This window comes from Dyella silvatica, from assembly GCF_026283955.1.
Lineage (GTDB): Bacteria > Pseudomonadota > Gammaproteobacteria > Xanthomonadales > Rhodanobacteraceae > Dyella_C > Dyella_C silvatica.
Map to the genome: position 1 here is coordinate 1 of NZ_JAPDPE010000098.1, position 21294 is coordinate 21294.

Annotated in this window: 19 protein-coding genes and 1 pseudogene; 19 read left to right on the forward strand and 1 reads right to left on the reverse strand. The window is 62.6% G+C overall.

The window, feature by feature from the left end; translation table 11 throughout:
* The 12 genes from fliE to fliP form a co-directional block, all read left to right on the forward strand.
* On the forward strand, positions 1-266 hold a 266-nt coding region (gene fliE / locus OUZ52_RS17110), incomplete at its 5' end, for a flagellar hook-basal body complex protein FliE (RefSeq protein WP_266159753.1).
* Positions 267-376: 110 nt separating this feature from the next.
* Positions 377-2068, forward strand: a complete 1692-nt coding sequence (fliF, locus tag OUZ52_RS17115) for a flagellar basal-body MS-ring/collar protein FliF (protein WP_266159754.1) — start codon at positions 377-379, stop codon at positions 2066-2068.
* 10 nt (positions 2069-2078) lie between these two features.
* Positions 2079-3068, forward strand: a complete 990-nt coding sequence (fliG, locus tag OUZ52_RS17120) for a flagellar motor switch protein FliG (protein WP_266159771.1) — start codon at positions 2079-2081, stop codon at positions 3066-3068.
* 60 nt (positions 3069-3128) lie between these two features.
* Positions 3129-3794 carry a FliH/SctL family protein gene (locus OUZ52_RS17125; protein WP_266159755.1) on the forward strand — a complete coding sequence of 222 codons (666 nt, stop codon included), beginning with the start codon at positions 3129-3131 and terminating at the stop codon, positions 3792-3794.
* A complete protein-coding gene (gene fliI, locus OUZ52_RS17130; protein ID WP_266159756.1) occupies positions 3795-5129 on the forward strand; it encodes a flagellar protein export ATPase FliI in 1335 nt (444 codons plus the stop codon).
* Complete coding sequence (locus OUZ52_RS17135; protein WP_266159757.1) at positions 5126-5563, forward strand: flagellar export protein FliJ; 438 nt, start codon at positions 5126-5128, stop codon at positions 5561-5563. The genes fliI and OUZ52_RS17135 overlap by 4 nt, the downstream gene beginning before the upstream one ends.
* 68 nt (positions 5564-5631) lie before the next feature.
* On the forward strand, positions 5632-6660 hold the full coding sequence (locus tag OUZ52_RS17140) for a flagellar hook-length control protein FliK (RefSeq protein ID WP_266159758.1): 1029 nt from the start codon (positions 5632-5634) through the stop codon (positions 6658-6660).
* Between the two features lie 1094 nt (positions 6661-7754).
* Complete coding sequence (locus OUZ52_RS17145; protein WP_266159759.1) at positions 7755-8270, forward strand: flagellar basal body-associated FliL family protein; 516 nt, start codon at positions 7755-7757, stop codon at positions 8268-8270.
* A gap of 11 nt (positions 8271-8281) precedes the next feature.
* Positions 8282-9298 carry a flagellar motor switch protein FliM gene (gene fliM / locus OUZ52_RS17150; protein ID WP_266159760.1) on the forward strand — a complete coding sequence of 339 codons (1017 nt, stop codon included), beginning with the start codon at positions 8282-8284 and terminating at the stop codon, positions 9296-9298.
* Positions 9299-9348: 50 nt separating this feature from the next.
* Positions 9349-9693 (forward strand): flagellar motor switch protein FliN, encoded by a 345-nt coding sequence (fliN, locus tag OUZ52_RS17155; RefSeq protein ID WP_425493873.1) that lies wholly within the window; start codon positions 9349-9351, stop codon positions 9691-9693.
* Between the two features lie 5 nt (positions 9694-9698).
* The gene (locus OUZ52_RS17160) at positions 9699-10067 is read left to right on the forward strand and encodes a FliO/MopB family protein (RefSeq protein ID WP_266159762.1); all 369 of its coding nucleotides are present in this window, start codon (positions 9699-9701) and stop codon (positions 10065-10067) included.
* Positions 10064-10804 (forward strand): flagellar type III secretion system pore protein FliP, encoded by a 741-nt coding sequence (fliP, locus tag OUZ52_RS17165; RefSeq protein WP_266159763.1) that lies wholly within the window; start codon positions 10064-10066, stop codon positions 10802-10804. The genes OUZ52_RS17160 and fliP overlap by 4 nt, the downstream gene beginning before the upstream one ends.
* Positions 10805-10885: 81 nt before the next feature.
* Here fliP and OUZ52_RS17170 read toward each other — a convergent pair whose 3' ends face one another.
* On the reverse strand, positions 10886-12208 hold the full coding sequence (locus OUZ52_RS17170) for a hypothetical protein (protein ID WP_266159764.1): 1323 nt from the start codon (positions 12206-12208) through the stop codon (positions 10886-10888).
* Positions 12209-12581: 373 nt separating this feature from the next.
* On the opposite strand from OUZ52_RS17170, the gene fliQ reads away from it, so the two are divergent.
* The 7 genes and pseudogenes from fliQ to OUZ52_RS17205 all read left to right on the forward strand — a co-directional run bounded on the left by fliQ (position 12582) and on the right by OUZ52_RS17205 (position 21258).
* Positions 12582-12851, forward strand: coding sequence for a flagellar biosynthesis protein FliQ (gene fliQ, locus OUZ52_RS17175; RefSeq protein ID WP_266159765.1), 270 nt, complete (start codon positions 12582-12584; stop codon positions 12849-12851).
* On the forward strand, positions 12848-13636 hold the full coding sequence (fliR, locus tag OUZ52_RS17180; protein ID WP_266159766.1) for a flagellar biosynthetic protein FliR: 789 nt from the start codon (positions 12848-12850) through the stop codon (positions 13634-13636). The genes fliQ and fliR overlap by 4 nt, the downstream gene beginning before the upstream one ends.
* Positions 13637-14559: 923 nt before the next feature.
* Positions 14560-15686: pseudogene (gene flhB / locus OUZ52_RS17185) on the forward strand (flagellar biosynthesis protein FlhB).
* 3 nt (positions 15687-15689) lie between these two features.
* Positions 15690-17780, forward strand: coding sequence for a flagellar biosynthesis protein FlhA (flhA, locus tag OUZ52_RS17190; protein WP_266159767.1), 2091 nt, complete (start codon positions 15690-15692; stop codon positions 17778-17780).
* 466 nt (positions 17781-18246) lie between these two features.
* A complete protein-coding gene (flhF, locus tag OUZ52_RS17195) occupies positions 18247-19539 on the forward strand; it encodes a flagellar biosynthesis GTPase FlhF (RefSeq protein ID WP_266159768.1) in 1293 nt (430 codons plus the stop codon).
* 32 nt (positions 19540-19571) lie between these two features.
* The gene (locus OUZ52_RS17200) at positions 19572-20468 is read left to right on the forward strand and encodes a MinD/ParA family ATP-binding protein (RefSeq protein WP_266159769.1); all 897 of its coding nucleotides are present in this window, start codon (positions 19572-19574) and stop codon (positions 20466-20468) included.
* A gap of 1 nt (position 20469) precedes the next feature.
* Entirely contained in the window at positions 20470-21258 is a 789-nt protein-coding gene (locus OUZ52_RS17205) for an RNA polymerase sigma factor FliA (RefSeq protein WP_266159770.1), read from the forward strand.
* Positions 21259-21294 lie beyond the last annotated feature (36 nt).

The window sequence follows — 21294 nt, forward strand, 5'->3', positions numbered from 1 at the left end:
GCATGCCGGAGGCCGCTTTCAAAGCAGCTGCGCCGACAGCAGGCGGCGATTTCGGTGCGCTGCTGCAACAGTCGATCGCTGCCGTTGGCAACAACCAGGCCGAAGCCGGCAAGCTCGCCGCAAGTTTTGAGCGCGGCGATGCCGGTGCTGATCTGGGCCGCACCATGATTGCCGTGCAAAAGTCTGATTTGTCGTTGCGCGGCTTGATCGAAGTGCGCAACAAGCTGGTCGATGCCTACAAGGACATCATGAACATGCCGGTTTGATGCCGACCGTCCGCATCAGGCTTCATGCGTGATGGATCTCGCTTTGGTCAGCATGACGCTGACTGCACTTATTCACTGTTCAAGAGCCTTGCCGATGCCGAGCCGTCTATATGGCTGAGACCGCCATTGCCCAGAGTCCAGGCGAGTCGCGCCTGGTTTCTCTGAAACATATCGCGCAGACCCCGGCAGCCCGGCAATTGCTATTGCTGGTAGCGGTGGCGGCAGCCGTGGCGCTTGGCGTGGCGATCGTGTTGTGGTCGCGTGGGCCCAGCTATGGTTTGCTGTATGCCGGGCTGGAATCCAAAGATGCCGCCGCCATTACGCAGGCATTGCAAGCCGGCAATACGCCTTACCAGTTGAGTGCCGATGGCAGTTCGATCTCGGTGCCGGCCGCCGATCTGGCCGCGTGGCGGCTGAAACTCGCCGCGCAAGGTTTGCCGCAAGGCACTGCGGGCAGTACCAGCATGCCGGCTAACGATTCACCGTTCGGCATGAGCGACCTGGCTGAGCGCACCCGTTATCAACAGCTGCTGGAAACCGATCTGGGCAATACCATCGCCGGCTTGCAATCGGTGCGCAGCGCGCGGGTGCATCTGGCGCTACCCAAGCCCTCGGCGTTTATTCGCGACAATCGCCAGGCCAGCGCGTCGGTGCTGCTGACGCTATATCAAGGGCGCCAGCTGGATGCCAGCCAGGTCGCCGCTATCGTCCATCTGGTAGCCGCCAGCGTGCCGGATCTGGACCCGCGGCAGGTCTCGGTCATCGACCAGCAAGGCCAGCTGCTGACGGTGAGCGACCCGGATAGCCCCAGCGCCATTGGCGATACCCGCCTGCGCATGGCAACGCGCATCGAAAACACCTACGCGCAACGCGTGGAAGCCTTGCTGACGCCGCTGGTCGGTGCCGGCAAAGTGCGCGCGCAGGTTTACGCCGATCTCGATTTCAGCCAGACCGAGAAGGCCACCGAAACCTTTGGGCATGACAAGCCGGCCCTGCGCAGTGAGCAGACCAACAGCGAGCAGCACAACGACAACCGCGGCGCCGTGCCGGGTGCACTAAGCAACCAGCCGCCCACCGCCACGGCGCAACCGACCGCCGCCAAGCCGGGTGCCGCGCCCGCCGCGACAAACAGCAGTCAGGCAAACGCCAACGGCTCCACTTCCAGCAGTGCCACCCGCAACTACGAACTGGATCGCACCATCAGTCACGTCAGCGATCCGGCCGGCCGCCTGGCCCGGCTTACCGTCGCCGTGCTGGTCGACAACAAATCAGTCAGCCCTGGCGATAAAGCCAAGGGCGGCAACAAAAGCGAACCCTTCACCGCGCAAGAGCTGCAACATCTGACCGAACTGGCGCGCAACGCCGTGGGTTACAACGAGGCACGCGGCGACAGCGTCAGCGTGATCAACCAACCGTTTCAGCAAGTGGCCGATGAAGGCGAGCCGCCGGGGCCGTCGTTCTGGCAGCGACCCGGCATGCTGGATCTGCTCAAGCAAGTCGCCGGTGTACTGCTGGCGGTGTTGATTGCCTTCGGCCTGTTGCGTCCGTTGTTGCGCGGGCTGGTCCGCGGGCCCGAGACCAGCAAGGCCTTGCCGGCGCCGTCATCTGCGTTACCCACCGTGTCGGTGCGCATCGATGACGACCCGCTCGATGGCGCCAGCCTCGGTTTGCCTGACCGGCTTGCCGCACCGGCGGCGGTGGCCTACGAACAAAAAATCAGCTCGGCCAAACGCATGGTCAGCGAAAACCCCAAACAAGTGGCGCAAGTAGTGAAGAGCTGGGTGAGCGACGATGGCGGCTAATCAATTGGACGTGACCGGCGCGCAGCGCGCGGCGATCTTGCTGCTGACCCTGGGTGAGCAAGATGCCGCCGAGGTGCTGAAGCATCTCAGCGCACGCGATGTGCAAGCCGTAGGTTCGGCGATGGCCGGGCTGTCCAGTGTGTCGCGCGAGCAAGTCGAGCATGTGCTGGACAAGCTGCACGAAGACATGGGCCGGCATACCTCGCTCGGCGTCGGCACCGAGGATTACATCCGCAAGATTCTGGTCAACGCCTTGGGCGAGAGCAAGGCCGGTGGCTTGATCGACCGGATTCTGCTCGGCCGCAGCAGCAAGGGGCTGGAGTCGCTGAAGTGGATGGAAAGCCGGGCCATCGCCGAGATGATTGGCCAGGAGCATCCGCAAATCATTGCCCTGGTGCTGGCGCACCTCGAACCTGATCAAGCCGCCGAGGTCATTGGCTACCTGCAACCGCGCGTGCGCAGCGATGCCGTCATGCGTATCGCCACCCTCGATGGTGTACAGCCGCATGCGCTCAATGAGCTCGATGAAATCATGGAGCGCCAATTTTCCGGCAATACCAACAAGCTCAAGTCCGCCAACGTCGGCGGCTTGAAAGCGGCGGCGGATATTCTCAACGCGATGGAAACCAGCCGCGAAGCCGAGTTGATGACGGCTATCCGCGGCCAGGACGCCAGCCTGGGCGGCCGCATCGAAGAGCTGATGTTCGTGTTCGACGACCTGGCCGAGCTGGATGACCGCAGCATGCAAACCCTGCTGCGCGAAGTGCCATCGGCGCGCCTGGTGATCGCGCTCAAGGGTGCCGAGTCGGCGGTGCGCGAAAAAATCTTCGCCAACATGTCCAGCCGCGCCGCCGATATGTTGCGCGATGACCTGGAAGTGAAGGGGCCGGTACGTCTTAGCGAAGTCGATGCCGCACAAAAAGAAGTGCTTGGCATCGCCCGCAAATTGGCCGATGCCGGCCAGATCAGCCTTAGCGGTGGCGGCGATGAGTTTGTCTAGCGCAGGCCGATGCTGCCGAAGCTATGACAGCATGCGTGCCGGCCGTGCAGGACAGTGCGCATGATTACTGACGGCAAAGTGCTCAGTCGCGAGCAGTTGCAAGGTTTTACCCGCTGGGCTCCGCCGCAGGTGGGAACAGCGCTGCCGCCGGAGCCCAAGGTCAGCGATGCGCCGGCGCAGCCCACGGTTCGCGATCTGGAAGCCTTGGAGCAACAGGCGCGCGACGAAGGCTACGCCGCCGGACTGGCTGAAGGACGCACCGCCGCCGATGAGTCCTTGCGCGCGCAAATGGCCCGTTTCGAAACCTTGCTCGATGCCGCGGCACGACCGCTGCAGGCCTTCGACGATGCGACCGAACAAGAGCTGGCACGGCTGGCGATGGTCACCGCACGCCGGGTTATTGCGCGCGAGCTCAGCTTGACGCCGGCATTGATCGTGCAGGCCGTGCGTCAAGCCGCGTTGGCATTGCCGACGGCCACCCGCGCATTGCGCGTGCGCCTGCATCCGGATGATCTGAACCTGCTGCGCGAACTCGATGCCAGTGAAGCGCACTGGCAACTTCTGGCCGACCCCGAACTCGCGCGCGGCGATTGCGTACTCGAAAGCGAGCGCTCGCGGCTGGACGCGCGTGTCGAGACACGCCTGTCTGCCATCGTCGATGCCGTGCTCGGTGCCGACCTTCCCGGCGTCGATGAGATCGATGGTGCGAACGAGGACGCCGCATGAATGCATTGGCAGCAACGCCTGGCCCGCCGCCGTCAGCGCGCGGAAACCACCCCCACGCTGACCGTGCAAGGGCGCCTGCGCCGCGTCGTCGGCCTCACCCTGGAAGCCGAGGGCTGCGAGGCTGCCTTGGGCGCGCGTTGCCTGGTGGCGACGGCGGCGGGTGCCGAGCTGGAGACCGAAGTCGTCGGTTTTTCCGACGAAAGACTATTGCTGATGCCGGTGACCGAAATGCACGGCGTCATGCCCACTGCGCGGGTGCGGCCCTGCGCCAGCGCAGGCGGATTGCCGGTAGGGCTGGCCTTGCTTGGGCGGGTGATCGGCGCCGATGGCGTGCCGCTGGATGGTGCCGGCCCGTTGGACAGCGAAGAGCACGCCGCGCTGAAGCGCGAGCCGATCAACCCGATGGCACGCAAGCCCATCGATACCCCGCTGGATGTGGGCGTGCGCGCGATCAATGCACTGCTTACGGTTGGCCGCGGCCAGCGCCTGGGCCTGTTCGCCGGCTCGGGTGTCGGCAAGTCGACCTTGCTCGGCATGATGACGCGCTATACCGATGCCGATGTAGTGGTGGTCGGTTTGATTGGCGAGCGCGGCCGCGAGGTCAAGGAGTTTGTCGAACACACCCTCGGTAGCGAAGGCCGCGCGCGCGCGGTCATTGTCGCGGCGCCTGCCGATGCGCCGCCGCTCAAACGCCTGCGTGGCGCGCAATATGCCACCGCGATAGCCGAGTGGTTTCGCGACCGCGGCCAGCGCGTACTGTTGTTGATGGATTCATTGACTCGCTATGCCCAGGCCCAGCGCGAAATCGCCCTGGCGATAGGCGAGCCGCCGGCCACCAAAGGCTATCCGCCTTCGGTGTTCGCGTTGCTGCCGGCGCTGGTCGAGCGTGCCGGTAACGATGCCGAAGGGCGCGGCTCGATCACCGCCTTTTACACCGTGCTGACCGAAGGCGACGATTATCGCCATGACCCGATTGCCGACGCGGCGCGGGCGATTCTGGACGGCCATATCGTGTTGTCGCGCGATCTGGCCGAAGCCGGGCACTACCCGGCGATCGATATCGAAGCCTCGATCAGCCGCGTGATGCCTGCAGTGGTAACACGCGAGCACCTGCGTGCGGCGCAGCGCTTTCGCCAGGTTTACTCCGCCTACCGGCAACAGCGCGACCTGATTGCCGTAGGCGCCTATCAACGAGGCTCCGATCCGCATGTGGATCAGGCGATTGCCTTGTGGCCGACGCTGCGCGGCTTTCTACAACAAGAAGTCGATGAGCCGATGCCGTTGCATGCCGCTATCGAGACCTTGAACGGTATTACCGCGGGCATCGAGACATGACCTCCCGTTCGCAACGCCTGCAACCGGCTGCCGAGCAGGCCCGCGAACGACGCGAGCAAGCCTTGCAACGGCTGGCCGAACAGCAGCAACGCCTGCTCAAGGCCGAACAGCAAATGACCGAGCTGCAACGTTATCACAGCGAGTACGCCTTGGGCGCGGTGGCGGGAGGCCTCAGTGTCGAGGCCTTGCTCAACCGGCAACACTTCGTCGAACGCATCGATCGGGCCATCGCGCAACAGCTGATCGAGCTGGAGCGCCTGCGCCGGCAGCTGGCATTGGCCAGCGATGGTTGGCGTGCGGCGCATGCAATACCGGCGCGGGCCGGTGCGTACATCCGGCACGGCGTCTTCGGCGGGCAACGAGCCGCCCGCCAGCGATGGCGAATCCTTTTTATCCGACCCCCATTTTTTTTCGCCATGAGCTGCACGCCATGACTATTCAAGCTCCTGTTGCCGCACCTTCCAGCCCCTCTGCGGGCACTGCTTCGTCAGGCAGGCATGTCATGAAATCACCGGTATCCCATCAGGGCGCTTCCAGGTCGTCGTCACCGAATCCGCCCGCTGCGGCGGGTGCCAGCCGCAACGATTCCCCCGACAGCGAGCCGGCCGCGTCAGCCGCGCCAACGAACGACTTCGACAGCCAGCTTGAACAGGCGCGGCAACTGCAACGGATGACCCCGCTGACCTTGCCAGCGTTGCCAACAGCGGTCGCGACACCCGCGCCACTGCCGCCGGTTGCCGGCGACAACATCGACGCCGGCAAGCATCCCACCGACGGCAGCCATCCCGCCGGTGAAGGTGATACCGCGACGCTGGCCGCCGCGATGCTGTCGATGCTCGGACAGGCACCCCATGCCTTGCCCGCGCGCAGCGAGGCGAAAGGCGATCTGCCAGGCCGTGCAGCGGCCGCCGGGCTCCAGGCCAACGGCGTGATCGCCGCCGACGCAGCCTCCACGACCATCCCAGCAGCCATCACGGCGGCAGGGGCCGCGATGATGCCGGCACTCAACGAGATACCCGCCGAACGTGCCTCGCACAAAGATGCAGCCACCACCGATATGCAGGCGATGACGACCTCCCTGTCGCTGGATGCCAGTCAGGCCAACAACTCCGCAGCACACAGCTTGCGCATGCAAGCCCCCGTTGCGAGCGCCACCTTCGCCCAAGAACTGAGCCAGCAAGTCGCCTGGCTCGGCGGCCAAGACATTAAGCAAGCCCGCATCCGTTTGCACCCGGAAGAACTCGGCCAACTCGACGTGAAAGTCAGCGTCGAACATGGCCGCGTCGATGTAAGTTTCACTGCCCAACACCCCGCCGCGGTCACTGCCGTACAACAAAGCCTGACCCAACTCGACACCATGCTCGCCGGCCAGGGACTTTCCCTGGGGCAGGCACACGTGGGGCAGCAAGGTCAGGGCGGCGCCGCTCATGGGCAGGCGACAGGCGATGTACGGGATGTCGATGGCACGGGTGGCGAGCAGGAGGTTTTGTTGCAGCGGGTGGGAGTGGGATTGGTGGATGCGTTTGCTTGAATGGGTCTTGCGCTGAGTGATCGCTTGTTGGGTACTTTGTGGCTAGGTTGTCGCCTTTGGCGTGTTTCGCCCTCCTGCCGGAGGGCGAGTCACTTTTCTTTGCGTGGCCAAAGAAAAGTAACCCAAAGAAAGGCCACCCCCATGCCGCGCTCTACGGGCATCCTGCCCTACGAGTGCGTGCGGCTGGGCCGGGCTTTTCGACAGGGCTCCTGCCCTGGCGAAAAGGCATCGACGTCCATGTCGATGCCCCTGCGGGCCTGTCGACCTGGCCTCACCGCGGCAAAGGGGGCCCAAGAGCTTGCGCGCGTCCTGCGCGCACTCGGGAGCGACTGCAAGCAGTCGCCGGGCGATGGAGGATTCGGCGTCGTGAGGGTCCGCCGCACTACTCCCTCCCCTGCTTGCAGGGGAGGGTTGGGGAGGGGTGCCATCTTGCGGCAAGCCCTCACCCCCTCCCAGCCTCCCCCTACAAGTAGGGGGAGGGGCCAAAGCGGCAAGGTTGAGAATCGGCGCAAACACCGAGCGCTGCGCCTTCTTCTCCTGCTTTTGCTTCTGCCTCTGCTTCTGCTTCTGTTCTTGATCTTGATGTTGCCCTTGCCCTCCGGGGCCCCTGTGCGTCGGTGAGGGTTGGACGACAAGGCCCGCAGGGGCATCGACATGGACGTCGATGCCTTTTCGCCAGGGCAGGAAGCCCTGGCGAAAAGCCCGGCCAGCCCTCACGCACCCGAAGGGCGACAAGCGGGGTTGGCCTTTCTTTGGGTTACTTTTCTTTGGCCACGCAAAGAAAAGTAACTCGGGCCCCGGCAGGGGTTCGAAAGCCCGCCGCAGGCGAGCCAGTTCGCGACAGGATCACAAACAAGCCAACCCCGCCGCAGGCGAACAAGCTCGCGATATCACCACAAGCAAGCGAGAAAACACGCCGCCAGGATCGCGTCACGCCACCCCACCGTCACGCGTCAAGAAAACGCCATCCCCAAATCAACACCACCCCCAACCCGCATCACCACTCACATCCCCCGCATGGCACAGCGTTTGCTAACTACCCAACTATCAGGCGCATGGCCGCGCCCAGTCTTTATGTTGATACGAGGTAGTTCATGGCTGTTGCCGAATCCACGCCGAATGTTGCGCCGGTCAAAAAAGGAGTCAGTCGCCGTTGGGTGGTGATTTTGTTGGTGATCTTGTTGTTGGTTTCCGCGGCGGGTGGCTATGCCTTGTTCGCTTTGCACAAAGAGTCGAGGCAGGCGGGCGCATCGACACAGGTGGATGACAAGTCGGCGGCTAAGGCGAAGGCGCCTGAGCTTTATCTGGCCCTGGAGCCAGCCTTCGTGGTGAATTTTCGCAACGAAGAATCGATGAGTTATCTGCAGGTGGGGGTGACCTTGATGTCACACGATGCGACAGCGATTCAGGCGGCGAAAGATGCCGATCCGGTGATTCGCAATGCGCTGGTGTTGCTGTTCAGCAGCCAGGATGGTGCCGAGATAAGCAGCACCGACGGCAAGCAGAAGCTGCAGGCCAAGGCGCTGGCAGCGGTGCAGAAAATTGTGGCGGACAAGCTGGGCAAGCCTGGCATTGATGCCTTGTACTTCACCAGCTTCGTCATGCAGTAGGGCCGCGACTGATGAGCGATCTGCTTTCGCAAGAAGAAATCGATGCCCTGCTGGAGGGTGTGGATGGCGGTGCGGTCGCCACCGGTGGTGACGAGCCGTTGCCGCCGGGATCGGTCGTTACTTATGACTTCACCCAGCAGGACCGCATCGTGCGTGGGCGCCTGCCTACGCTGGAAATGATTAACGACCGCTTTGCGCGTTTCTTTCGCACCGGCATTTTCAGCGTGTTGCGCAAGACCTGCGAGGTATCGGTGCGCGGCGTGCGCATGCTTAAGTTCGGTGAGTACGTGCATGGGCTGGCGGTGCCGAGCAATCTCAACCTGGTACGTGTCAAACCTTTGCGCGGCACAGCCTTGACGGTGATCGAGCCGCGCCTGGTGTTTTCCATCATCGACAATTTCTTCGGTGGCGACGGCCGTTATCACGCACGTATCGAAGGTCGCGATTTCACGCCTACCGAAAACCGGGTGATCCAGATCGTCTTGGCGGAGCTGTTCGCCGCCATGACCGAGGCCTGGGCGCCGGTATTGGCGTTGCAATACGAGTTTCTGAATGCGGAGATCAATCCGCAGTTCGCCAATATCGTCAGCCCGACCGAAACCGTGGTGGTGTCGCGCTTTCATGTCGAGCTGGACGGCGGTGGCGGCGAGATCCACATGACGTTGCCGTATGCGATGGTCGAGCCCATCCGCACCTTGCTCGATGCCGGTGTGCAGAGCGACCGGGTCGAGCGCGACGACCGTTGGGCGGAGTGCCTGCACGAAGAGGTGATGGATGCCGAAGTGCAGCTGAGCTCGTTGTTGCTGGAGTTGCAGATCAGCATCGGCGAGTTTCTGCGCCTGCGTCCCGGCGATGTGATTCCGGTACAGATGCCCGAGCTTTCCACCGTGTTTGCCGAAGACGTTCCGGTATTTCGTGGTCGTCACGGTCAGGCCAATGGCCGCAGCGCGGTGCGATTCCACGAGCCGGCGGGGCGGCGTGGTGCGCGCTCGTCGGGTGAATCGTTCACCGAACACGCCCCTGAATGACGCAGCCCTGTATGAGTCAGCCAAGTGAGTTTCGCTAAATGAATAACGATATGAATCCGAAGGGTGAAAGCGTGGGTGCGGACAGCGAACATGACGAGCTCAATAACCTGGGCGGTCTGACCAGCGAGGGTGTCGAGGTCAATCTCGACATGATTCTCGATGTGCCGGTAACACTGGCGATGGAGGTCGGGCGCACGCGTATCAGCATCCGCAATCTGTTGCAGCTCAACCAGGGCTCGGTGGTGGAGCTTGATCGTGCGGCGGGTGAGCCGTTGGATGTATTCGTCAACGGCACCCTGGTCGCGCATGGCGAGGTGGTGGTGATCAATGAGAAGTTCGGCATTCGCTTGACCGACGTGATCAGCCCGGCCGAGCGTGTGCGCAAACTACGGTGACCGCCATGCTTGCCTTGATCGCCCCTGCAACACCTGAACTCAATATGGGCGCTGAGCTGCTGCGCATGCTGTTGAGCCTGGGTGGCATCGTTGCGCTGATTTTTGCCGCCGGTTGGCTGAGTCGTCGTGTGCAAGGGCGCGCGCAGCCGGGCGGTCGGCGTATCCGTTGTGTTGAAAGCTTTGCACTGGGTACGCGCGAGCGGGTGCTGTTGCTGGATGCCGACGGCAAGCGTTTGCTGATCGGCCTGGGGCCTGCCGGCATGCGTACCCTGCACGTTTATGACGGAGCGGCACCCGAGCAGGACGAATCCACGGCGGCGGCAGCACCTTTTAACTTCAGCGACGTGCTCGCCGCGTGGAAGCGCAAGCCATGAAGTATCTGCGCTGGTTGATGGTGCTGTTGCCGCTGTTGCCGCTGACGGCCTGGGCTGACCCTGTGGGCATTCCCGCGTTAAACGTACAGAACGCGGCGGGCGGCGGGCAGAACTGGACGATATCGCTGCAGCTGCTGGCACTGATGACGGTGCTGACCTTGTTGCCGGCGATTCTGCTGATGATGACGTCGTTTACCCGCATCATCATCGTGCTGGGTTTCCTGCGGCAGGCGTTGGGTACGCAGTCGACGCCACCCAATCAGGTATTGCTGGGGCTGGCGTTGTTTCTCAGCCTGTTCGTGATGTCGCCGGTGCTCGAACACGCCTATCACGATGGCGTGAAACCTTATATGGATGGCCAGCTCAGTGCCGAGCAGGCGTTGCCGCTGGCCTCGGCGCCGTTCAAGCATTTCATGCTCGACCAGACACGCGACGCCGATTTGCAGTTGTTCACGCGCCTGGCCAAAGAGCAACCCTACGCCAGCAAAGACGACGTGCCGTTTCGCGTGGCGATGCCGGCCTTTGTGACCAGCGAGTTGAAGACAGCATTCCAGATGGGATTTTTGTTATTCATCCCGTTTCTGATTATCGATCTGGTGGTGGCGAGCGTGCTGATGTCGATGGGCATGATGATGGTCTCGCCGATGATTATCTCGCTGCCGTTCAAGATCATGTTGTTCGTCTTGGTCGATGGCTGGACGCTGTTGCTCGGTACCCTGGCCTCGAGTTTCGCGTAAACACGCACCCGCTTGCCGGTGAGTTTTTCATTTACCGGAGGCGGGTGCGCGGTTTCGCTGACTTCAGGTCAGGCTTTCGGCTCAGCCGTGATGCAAGGCCAGCCAGTGCTTGGCCCACAGGATGGAGACGGTGATACCGGCGTCATTTTTGTATCGCCCGGTATCGAGGTCGGCTTTTGCGCCGGGTAGATAGATCGCGGTGTTGTATGGCACCAGATACATAAAGCCCGCGGGGAGATAGTTGTAGGTGTTGCCGCTGGAATCGCCCTGGCGGTCGATGGTGGGGGCGTATATCCCGGCGCCATCCGTGGTGGTCTGCAACATCAGCTCATGCACGATGGTGTCGGCATAGGTTTTCATTTGCTGCGCGGTGACATCGGTATAGCCCGCGCGATAGGCGCGTGTCAGTCCCCAGATGTCGTACTGCGCGTGGATGTTGCTCTGCTCGCTGGTCAGGTAGCCCACCGTATCGCCGTAGTTGCCGTAGCCCCAGTCGAATACCGGAGTGCCATCCGGCGCCTTGATCGGTTTCGCGTTCTGTACGAACAGTTGGGTCCAGCGTTTGACGACACTTTTGTATTTGGCGGCCAGGGTGGCATTGCCGCCGGACTGCTCCTCGATCTGGCCCATCGTCTGGTAGGCATGCATGAACATCATGCCGCGATTCCATGCGTTGACGTTGTTGGAGCCGGCATTGACGTTGTTCGGGCCGTTGTAGATCGGCGAGCTGGGGTGTTTCATCGTCAGCGTGCTGGTGTCGAGAAACTGTTTATCGAAGAAGCTCGCCATGGTGAATTCGAGCATGGCTTTGTAAGTCTTCGCGCGCTCCAGGTACGTCGCGCCGTAGTGGTTCGGGTCGCCATCGGGCACGACGTCGTTCCAGATGGCCGGGGTGCGGAGAATGTTCAGCGCCGTATCGGCGATGAGCCCGGTGGTTTCCGCCGTTTCGCAGCCCGCATACTGAGATGGTGGCGCATCCGGCGGCCAGATCGGCGCCAGGTCCTTGGTCCACATGACCCGGTGTTCTCCGGCCGGGAGATCGTTGCGATGGATGAGCCAGGTCTCGCTCCATTGCATCGCCAGATCGATCAGCTGTCGGTTTTCCCTGGCGAGGGCAGGCAGTTCGCGAGTGATTTCATACAGGTAGTTGATCGACTGCAGCGTCGGCCCGTATTTGAAGTCGGCCAGCTGGTTATGCACGCCGTTAGGCCCCCATTGCTGAAACGGGATGGGCTTGACGCTCGATGTGACGGTGATGAACGTATCCACCTCGTGTGCGGTTACGTCACCGCTCAGGCTGTCGATGGCGTAGGTGGTCGCTGCAGGCGCCTGAGCTGCAGCTGTATGGGCAAAGGCCAGCGCGCAAACGAGCGCGGTCGTGCAGAAAGGCAAACGCTTTTCCATGAAGACTCCACTGGTTGAACATCAGGGGGACGGTACGGCTATGGAAGAAATAAGATTTTCTGCATGGGAGACATCGGTGGGGCCGATGTCGATGGCAGCAAACGGCACGGTTTCGAATCCGGTTGACCTGTGGTCGTAGCGTGCATTCATCTTGCAGATGGCGCTGCGTGGTCGATCACGCGATGGTTATCCGGCGGGTGTCGAAACTCCGACGCCATCGCCACGGCGGCGATGTGCCGCCGTCAAGCAATCATCGCCGGACAGGGCTGCATCCAGGCCTGATGCGGTTTCCGCCCATGGCATGCCACTTGCAGCAGGCGTGACGACCGCCGCTGCCACGCATCGGCAGCTAGCCCATGTAAGGACCCAGACGGTGACCCCAGAGTCAGTTATCGAGTTCGGTCAACACGCGCTTTATATCGCGATGATGATTGCCGCACCGCTGTTGCTTACCGCACTGGCAGTGGGCTTGCTGATCGGCGTGATCCAGGCGGCGACGCAGATCAACGAAATGACCTTGAGTTTTATCCCCAAGCTGATTGCCATGGCGGCGGTCGGCGTGATCTCGGGGCCATGGATGCTACGCACCCTGGTGCATTTCACCCGGCAGTTGATCGAGAGCCTGCCGAGTGCCGTGAGGTGAATGGCGTCACCGTAACCAGCGCCGATCTCGCCCAGCTACCTTTGCTGCTGGGCAGTTTCCTATGGGCGCTGGGCCGGGTCGGTGGCCTGTGTCTGATCGCCCCGGTATTCAGCTCCAGCGTGATTCCGGCGCGTATACGCGTGGCGCTGGTATGTCTGTTGACCTTGCTGCTGGTGCCGATGGCGCCGGCTACGTTTGATCCGCTGAGTGCCGCGGGCATCGCCATCATGGTGGGGCAGGTGTTGATTGGCACGGCGGTCGGTTTTGTATTGAAGCTGGTGTTCGAGGCGGTGGCTTTGGGCGGCCAATTGATTGCGCAAAGCATGAGCCTGGGTTTTGCCGAGGTGGTGAATCCGCAGGGTGGCGGCAGCTCGCCGGTACTGAGCCAGTTTTATTTGCTGTTGGTGACGCTGCTGTTTCTCAGCATGAATGGTCATTTGCGTTTGATCGCCTTGCTTGCCGACAGCTTTGAGACCTTGCCATTAGGCGCTGAAACGATCAATGCGAATGGCTTGTATGCGGTGCTGGCGTTTGCCACGCAGTTGTTCAGCGGTGCAGTGCGGGTGGCGTTGCCGGCGATGAGTGCGTTGTTGGTGGTGAATATCGGGTTTGCGGCGATTAGTCGGTCGGCGCCGTCGATGAATCTTTTTGCGGTAGGTTTTCCGATCACGCTTTGTCTGGGCTTGATTGCGTTGTGGTTGGCGTTGGGGAGTTTGCCGGGGGCGTTTGATTCGTTGCAGCAGGAGGCGTGGGGGGTGATGCGTGCTTTGTTTGGTGGGCGCTAATCGCTTGGGCGGCTCTTCTTTATTTGAAGTTGGGGGCTTTAGCTTGGGGTGTGGCGAGATTGTCGCCTGCGGCGGGGTTTCGCCCTCCTGCCGGAGGCCGAGTCACTTTTCTTTGCGTGGCCAAAGAAAAGTAACCCAAAGAAAGGCCATCCCCGGTGCGTCGCCCTTCGGGTGCGTGAGGGTTGGCCGGGCTTTTCGACAGGGCATCCTGCCCTGGCGAAAAGGCATCGACATCCGTGTCGATGCCCCTGCGGGCCTGATCGTCCAGCCCTCACCGACGCACAGGGGCCCCGAAGGTCAAGGGCAACATCAAGGGCAACATCAAGATCAAGATCAAGAACAGAAGCAGAGGCTGAGGCTGAGGCTGAGGCAGGAGAAGAAGGCGCAGCACTCGGTGTTCGCGTTGATTCCCAACCTTGCCGCTTCTGCCCCTCCCCCTGCTTGTAGGGGGAGGCTGGGAGGGGGTGAGGGCTTGCCGCAAGATGGCACCCCTCCCCAACCCTCCCCTGCAAGCAGGGGAGGGAGTAGTGCTGCCAGCCGTCACGACACCGAATCCTTCATCGCCCGGCGACTGCTTGCAGTCGCACCCGAGTGCGCGCAGGACGCGCGCTGCTCTTGGGGCCCCTATACCGCGGTGAGGCTGGGACGAATAAGCCCGCAGGGGCATCGACACGGATGTCGATGCCTTTTCGCCAGGGCAGGAGCCCTGTCGAAAAGCTCGGCGCAGCCACACGTACTCGAAGGGCAGGATGCCCGTAGAGCGCGGTATGGGGTTGGCCTTTCTTTGGGTTACTTTTCTTTGGCCACGCAAAGAAAAGTGACTCGGACTCCGGCAGGAGTTCGAAAGCCCGCCGCAGGCGAACCAGATCGCGAAACCATAACCAACAGCCCCCCGCTAAAAACAGACAAAGGAGGTATCTCCCATGTCTGAAGAAAGCGACCAGGAACGCACCGAACAACCCTCAGAAAAACGCCTGCGAGAAGCCCGCGAAAAAGGCGACCTCCCGCGCTCGCGTGATCTGTCCGGCGCCCTCGTCGTACTAGCCGGTGTCAGCGCCTTACTGGCCGGCGGCGACAAAGCCTTCATGCATGCCAAGCGCATCTACAGCCTGGGCCTGGAATATCCACGCGAGGCTTTGTTCTCCGACGAGCTGCCCGCTCGCGTCATGCATGCGGCAATGCGCGAGGCCATGGCGTTGTTTGCGCCGGTGGCGATAGCGACGATGTTGGCGACGCTGGCGGGGCCGATCTTGCTTGGCGGTCTGAGTTTCAGCGGCCAGGCGTTGCAGCCGAAGTTCGACCGGCTTGATCCGCTCAAGGGGCTGGGGCGCATTTTTGCCTTGCGTGGCCTGGTGGAGCTGGCCAAGTCGTTTTTGAAGCTGTTCTTGATTGGCGGTGTGCTGGCGATGTTGCTCTGGCAGGCGCAGGCGCATTTGCTGGCGACGGGGCGGGGCCCGGTGCCGGCGGGTATTGCGCAATCGCTGGCGCTGTTGGGGCGTGCGGCGTTGTTGTTTGGCTCGGTGCTGGCGTTGATTGGCGGTATCGATGCCTTGTATCAGCGCTTTGATTACGGCAAGCGGCAGCGCATGACCAAGCAGGAAGTGCGTGACGAGATGAAGGAAAGCGAGGGTAATCCCGAGCTGAAAAACCGTATTCGCCAGGTGCAGCATCAGCTGGCGCGGCGCCGGATGATGCAGGAGCTGCCGCAGGCCGATGTGGTGGTGGTCAACCCGACGCATTTCGCGGTGGCATGCGTGCGCCGCGGGTCATCGCCAAGGGTGTCGACGTGTTGGCGCAGCAGATTCGCCTGGTCGCTTCTGGCCACCGTATTCCCTTGGTCGAAGCGCCGCCGTTGGCGCGTGCCCTGTATGCCACCACCGAACTGGGCAAGGAAATCCCCGCCGCATTGTATGTGGCGGTGGCACAGGTGCTGGCCTATGTGTTCCAGCTCAAACAGGCGGTGGCGCAGGGCGCGGAACCGCCCAGCCCGCCATCGCCGCAGGTCGATCCCAGCCTGCTTGGCCCCTATAGCAATGTTGCGAGGCAATAACCCATGGCTGCCGTAGGCGCACTCGATACTCTTAAATCCATGGGGCGGCGCGGGGTTGGCGCGCCGATCATCATGCTGGCGATGTTGGCGATGCTGATGTTGCCGCTGCCGCCGTTTTTGCTGGACATGCTTTTCAGTTTCAACATCGCCTTGTCGCTGGTGATTCTGCTGGCGGTGATTTATGTGATGCGGCCGCTGGAGTTCGCTGCGTTTCCCACCGTGGTGTTGATGGCGACCTTGCTGCGCCTGGCCTTGAATATCGCTTCCACCCGCGTCGTGCTGCTGAATGGCCATGACGGCCCAGGTGCGGCGGGCAAGGTGATCGAGGCGTTCGGCGAGTTTGTGATCGGTGGCAACTTTGCCGTGGGCCTGGTGGTGTTTTCGATTCTCACCATTATCAATTTCGTGGTGGTCACCAAGGGCGCCACGCGCGTGTCAGAGGTTACCGCGCGCTTCACCCTGGATGCGATGCCGGGTAAGCAGATGGCGATCGATGCCGATCTCAACGCCGGCCTGCTGACCCAGGAGCAAGCACGCGAGCGACGGCAGGAAGTGCGCGAAGAAGCCGACTTCTATGGCTCCATGGACGGTGCCTCGAAGTTTGTGCGCGGCGACGCAACCGCGGGCATCCTGATTTTGCTGATCAATATCGTCGGCGGCTTTTTTGTCGGCGTGATGCAGCATGGCTTGAGCGCGAGCGAGGCGGCCAAGACGTACACCTTGCTGACGATTGGCGACGGCCTGGTCGCGCAGGTGCCGGCGTTGATGTTGTCGATTGCCGCGGCGGTGATCGTCACGCGTGTATCCAAATCGCAAGACATGGGCAAGCAGGTGATCGGCCAGGTGTTCGGCCAGCCGCGTGCCCTGGCCGTGGCCGGCGTGGTGCTGGGTGTCATGGGTTTGATCCCAGGCATGCCGAACATGGCTTTTCTCTTACTCGGTGCCGCCTGTGGCGGCGCTGCCTGGCTGATGATGAAACGCGATCGCGAGACGCGCACCAAGCTGGCCGAGGACGCGGCCGAGCCGATGCAACCGGTGGCACCCACTGAGCGGCTGGAGCTGGGCTGGGAGGATGTCGCCAGCGTCGACCCGGTGGGCCTGGAAGTGGGTTATCGATTGATTCCGCTGGTGGACAAGAATCAGGGCGGCGAGCTGATGGGGCGAATCAAGTCGGTACGCCGCAAGCTGTCACAGGAACTGGGCTTCCTGGTGCCTGCGGTGCATATCCGCGACAACCTCGATCTTGGGCCCAATACCTATCGCATCACCTTGATGGGTGTGCCGATGGGCGAGGCGGAGGTTTATACCGAGCGCCTGCTGGCGATCAATCCGGGGCGCGTGCATGGCACGCTGCAAGGTATCGCCACGCAGGACCCGGCCTTTGGGCTGGAGGCGGTGTGGGTGGAGAGCGGGCAGCGCGATAACGCGCAGAATCTGGGTTACACCGTGGTCGATCCGGCTACGGTCATTGCCACCCATATGTCGCATCTGTTGCAAGGCCATGCGCACGAATTGCTCGGCCATCAAGACGTGCAGCAGTTGCTCGACCGGCTCGCCGCAAGTGCGCCCAAGCTGGTGGAAGACCTGGTGCCCAAGCGCCTGCCGCTGGGTGTGGTGGTCAAGGTGTTGCAGAACTTGCTGGCCGAGCGGGTGCCGATTCGCAACATGCGCAGCATCGTCGAATCCTTGGCGGAACACGCTGGGCAGAGTCAGGATCCCGGCGCCCTCAGCGCGGCCGTGCGCGTCGCGCTGGGTCGTCAAATCGTGCAGGAGATCGCCGGTCTCGGTACCGAAATCCCGGTTATCACCTTGGCGCCAGAGCTGGAGCAGATCCTGCTCAACTCGATAGGCAACGGCGGTGTAGCCGGTGCGGCGGTAGAGCCGGGGCTGGCCGATCGCTTGCAGCAAAGCGTAGCCGATGCATCGCGGCGGCAAGAAATGAGCGGCGAACCCGCCGTGTTGTTAGTGGCGCCACAACTGCGTCCATGGCTTGCACGCTTCACTCGTCACGTGGCACAGAACCTGCACGTACTGGCTTACAACGAAGTGCCGGATAACCGCAGGGTGCGGTTGGTGCAGGCGCTTGGGCAGTGAGTGGAGACATGGTGATGGGGTGTTTGAGGCGGGGAACGGGGAATGGGGAATGGGGAGCTTGCGTGTTGTCGCGAGCTTCGGCGTTCCGCGTTCGGTTGCAAGCTTTTTTCGCCGATGGCGGACGAACAGTGCGAGCTGCAAGCGCGCCACTTTATGCACATCTACGTAGCCAGTACTTCCCCTGCACAGCGCAACCCACACGTTCCCTGTCCCCCGTTTCCCGTTCCCCACTCGCAGGAGGCTTGAAGCCGGGAACGGGGAATAGGGAACGGGGAGCTTGTGTGTTGTCGCGAGCTTCGACGTTTCGCGTCCAGCTGAAAGCTGCTTTCGCTGATGGCGGGCGAGCAGCGCGAGATGCAAGTACACCCATCGATACGCATCGATGTAGTTGTTACCGACGCGGCCCCGTGCAACCCACACGTTCCCTGTTTCCCATTCCCCGTTCCCCGCTCGCCGAGCCCACTCCATGAAAATCAAACGTTTCGTCGCCCCGGATATGCGTCAAGCCATGCGCGGGGTGCGTGAAGAGCAGGGGCCGGATGCGGTGATTCTTTCGACCCGGCGCTTGGATGAAGGTATCGAAATTATCGCCGCGGTCGACTACGACGAGGCGCTGGTGCGCGAGGCTGCGCGCCATGGTGCGCCGTTGCCGGTGGAGCGCGGCGGCGAATCGGTGGCGAGTAAAACGCCGGTGGAAACAGGACCGGGCGAACCCCGTGTTGCCGCGCCCTCGATGCTGCGTTCGCCACCACCGTTGCCGCCGGCGGCGGAAGCCAGACCCACCGAAACCGTGTTGCTGCATCCGATGATGGAGCGTGCCGCGCACGATACCGCGCGCATGCGGGCGGAACTCGGCGACTTGCGCAGCTTGTTGGAGACACAGCTGTCCAGTCTTGGCTGGAACGATTTGGAGCGTCGCCATCCGCAACGTGCGCGAATTTTGCGCGATCTCACCCGGCTGGGTATCGAGGCGGATGTGGCGCGGCGGCTGGTCGACGAATTGCCGTCGCAACTCAGTGCCGAGCAGGCGCGTTATCTACCGCTGGGCGTGCTTAGCCGCAGCCTTGCGGTGAGTGGCCGCGATCTGGCTGCCGATGGTGGCGTAACCGCCCTGGTCGGGCCGACCGGTGTCGGTAAAACCACGACGATCGCCAAGCTGGCGGCACAGGCGGTGTTGCGTCATGGCGCGGCTCGGGTGGCCTTGGTCAGCACCGATGACTACCGCATCGGTGCCGCCGCGCAGCTTGAACACTATGGCCGTCTATTAGGTGTAAGGGTGTATCCGGCGCACGATGCCGACAGTTTGCGCCGAGTGCTGGATAACTTGCGCGACCGGCATACCGTGCTGGTGGATACCGCCGGTGTTGCTGGCAGTGATCCGCGCCTGCAACAACAAATGACGTTGCTGCGCGATGCCGGCGCGCTGCGTACTTGTGTCGTGCTGGCGGCCAATGCCCAGGCGCAAGCCCTTGATGAGACCTTGCGCGCTTACCTGCCGTTGCGGCCGCAGGCCTGCATTCTGACCAAGCTGGACGAGGCGCCGAGCCTGGGCGGCGCGTTGTCCATGTTGATCCGTCATCGGCTGCCGCTGGACTACATCACCGATGGCCAGCGCGTGCCCGAAGACATTGCCGCCGCCGATGCGCGCGTGCTGGTTTGTCGTGCCGCGCAAGCATTGAAACAGCCCGTGGCCGAAGACAAAGCGGCCGATGACCTCAAGCTGGCCGAGCGTTTCGGCCTTGCCATGGCGACCGCCTGATGGGAGTGGTGTCGATGAATCAGGCGTGGGGCTTGAATCGTATTTTCCCGTTGCTGGCCGCCCATCAAGATCAAGTTCATCCCGACCAGGCCGCCGGGTTGCGCGAGCGGCCGCGGCGCCGTTGCCGCACCATTACCGTCGCCGGTGGCAAAGGCGGCGTGGGTAAGTCCACGGTGACGGTGAACCTGGGCATGGCCTTGTCGATGGCCGGCCGCGAGGTGATGTTGCTGGATGCCGACATGGGCATGGCCAATCTCGATGTGTTGCTGGGGCTGACCCCGTCGCGGCATATCGGCCATCTGCTCGACGGCAGTTGCGGCCTGGAAGATCTGCTCTTGCCTGGGCCGCATGGCTTGAAGGTGATACCGGCCGGTTCCGGTGCGCGCCGGCTGGCGCAGCTTGGCAATGGTGAACACGCCGCGGTGATTCGCGCGTTCGACGAGTTGGTGCATCCGCCGGAGTATTTGCTGGTGGATACCGCCGCCGGGGTATCCGACAACGTGGCGCTGTTTGCCGCCGCTGCCGACGACGTCATCCTGGTGGTGTGCGACGAGCCGGCCTCGATGACCGATGCCTACGCCTTGATCAAGGTACTTAGCCGCGACTTCGGCGTGCGTCGCTACCACGTGCTGGCCAACATGGTGCGCCATGCCGGCGAGGCACGGCAGCTCTACACCAAGCTGGCACGGGTCAGCGACCGCTTTCTCGACGTAACGCTCGACTTCGTCGGCATGGTGCCGCACGACGAGCAGCTGCGGCAGGCCATCCGCCGCCAGAGCGCGGTGGTCGATACCGCGCCGGGCAGTCGTTCAGCACAAGGATTCAAGCAATTGGCAGGGGCGGTCGATACATGGGGAGAACCTGAGCGCCCGAGTCATGACCGCATCGCCTTTTTTGGTGGTCAGGCCGCATTGGCGACGGGGTGGTGAGATGAGCGTGGCTTCCGAATATCTACAACTGCAACGCGAAAGCAGTGACGACATGGTGCGCCGGCATGCTCCCCTGGTGCGGCGTATTGCCTATCACCTGATGGGCCGGTTGCCGGCCAGCGTGGATGTGGATGACCTGGTGCAGGCGGGCATGATCGGCTTGCTGGAGGCCGCGCGAAATTTCGCCACCGACCGTTCGGCCAGCTTCGAGACCTACGCCGGTATCCGTATTCGCGGTGCGATGTTGGACGAGCTGCGCAAAACCGACTGGACCCCGCGTTCGGTACATCGCAAATTGCGCGAGGTCACCGAAGCGGTGCGCCAGATCGAGAACGAAACCGGCGCCGATGCCGCCGATGCCGAGGTCATCCGGCGTTTGGGTATCACCGCGCAGGAGTACCACCAGATTCTTGCCGACGCCAGCAGTGCACGCCTGCTCAGCCTTACCGCGCCCGATGACGACGAAGGCGGCGCGGCCTTCGATGTGGCCGATCAGGACGGTATGGAACCGCAAGAACGCGTCGAGCAGGAGGGCATGCGCCACGCCCTGGTCGATTCGATCGGCAACTTGCCCGAGCGCGAACAATTGGTGATGTCGCTTTACTACGAGCAAGAATTGAATTTGAAAGAAATCGGCGCGGTGTTGGGCGTGACCGAGTCGCGGGTTTGTCAGATCCACGGTCAGGCGCTGGTGCGGCTTAGAGCGCGGATGACGGGATGGCGAGAAGCCGAAACAGGGAGTGGAAAACAGCAGGCGGGCAAGGGCAAGGCCGCGCGGCGTTCCGGCTAAGCCGTGCATGCCGCTTCGGCCGCATGCAGCGAACCG

Excerpts from the sequence above, each read along its gene's own strand:
- fliF (WP_266159754.1), top strand. The coding sequence starts at position 377 with ATGGCTGAGACCGCCATTGCCCAGAGTCCAGGCGAGTCGCGCCTGGTT.
- OUZ52_RS17125 (WP_266159755.1), top strand. The coding sequence starts at position 3,129 with ATGATTACTGACGGCAAAGTGCTCAGTCGCGAGCAGTTGCAAGGTTTT.
- fliI (WP_266159756.1), top strand. The coding sequence starts at position 3,795 with ATGCATTGGCAGCAACGCCTGGCCCGCCGCCGTCAGCGCGCGGAAACC.
- OUZ52_RS17135 (WP_266159757.1), top strand. The coding sequence starts at position 5,126 with ATGACCTCCCGTTCGCAACGCCTGCAACCGGCTGCCGAGCAGGCCCGC.
- OUZ52_RS17140 (WP_266159758.1), top strand. The coding sequence starts at position 5,632 with ATGAAATCACCGGTATCCCATCAGGGCGCTTCCAGGTCGTCGTCACCG.
- OUZ52_RS17145 (WP_266159759.1), top strand. The coding sequence starts at position 7,755 with ATGGCTGTTGCCGAATCCACGCCGAATGTTGCGCCGGTCAAAAAAGGA.
- fliM (WP_266159760.1), top strand. The coding sequence starts at position 8,282 with ATGAGCGATCTGCTTTCGCAAGAAGAAATCGATGCCCTGCTGGAGGGT.
- fliN (WP_425493873.1), top strand. The coding sequence starts at position 9,349 with ATGAATCCGAAGGGTGAAAGCGTGGGTGCGGACAGCGAACATGACGAG.
- OUZ52_RS17160 (WP_266159762.1), top strand. The coding sequence starts at position 9,699 with ATGCTTGCCTTGATCGCCCCTGCAACACCTGAACTCAATATGGGCGCT.
- fliP (WP_266159763.1), top strand. The coding sequence starts at position 10,064 with ATGAAGTATCTGCGCTGGTTGATGGTGCTGTTGCCGCTGTTGCCGCTG.
- OUZ52_RS17170 (WP_266159764.1), bottom strand. The coding sequence starts at position 12,208 with ATGGAAAAGCGTTTGCCTTTCTGCACGACCGCGCTCGTTTGCGCGCTG.
- flhA (WP_266159767.1), top strand. The coding sequence starts at position 15,690 with ATGGCTGCCGTAGGCGCACTCGATACTCTTAAATCCATGGGGCGGCGC.
- flhF (WP_266159768.1), top strand. The coding sequence starts at position 18,247 with ATGAAAATCAAACGTTTCGTCGCCCCGGATATGCGTCAAGCCATGCGC.
- OUZ52_RS17205 (WP_266159770.1), top strand. The coding sequence starts at position 20,470 with ATGAGCGTGGCTTCCGAATATCTACAACTGCAACGCGAAAGCAGTGAC.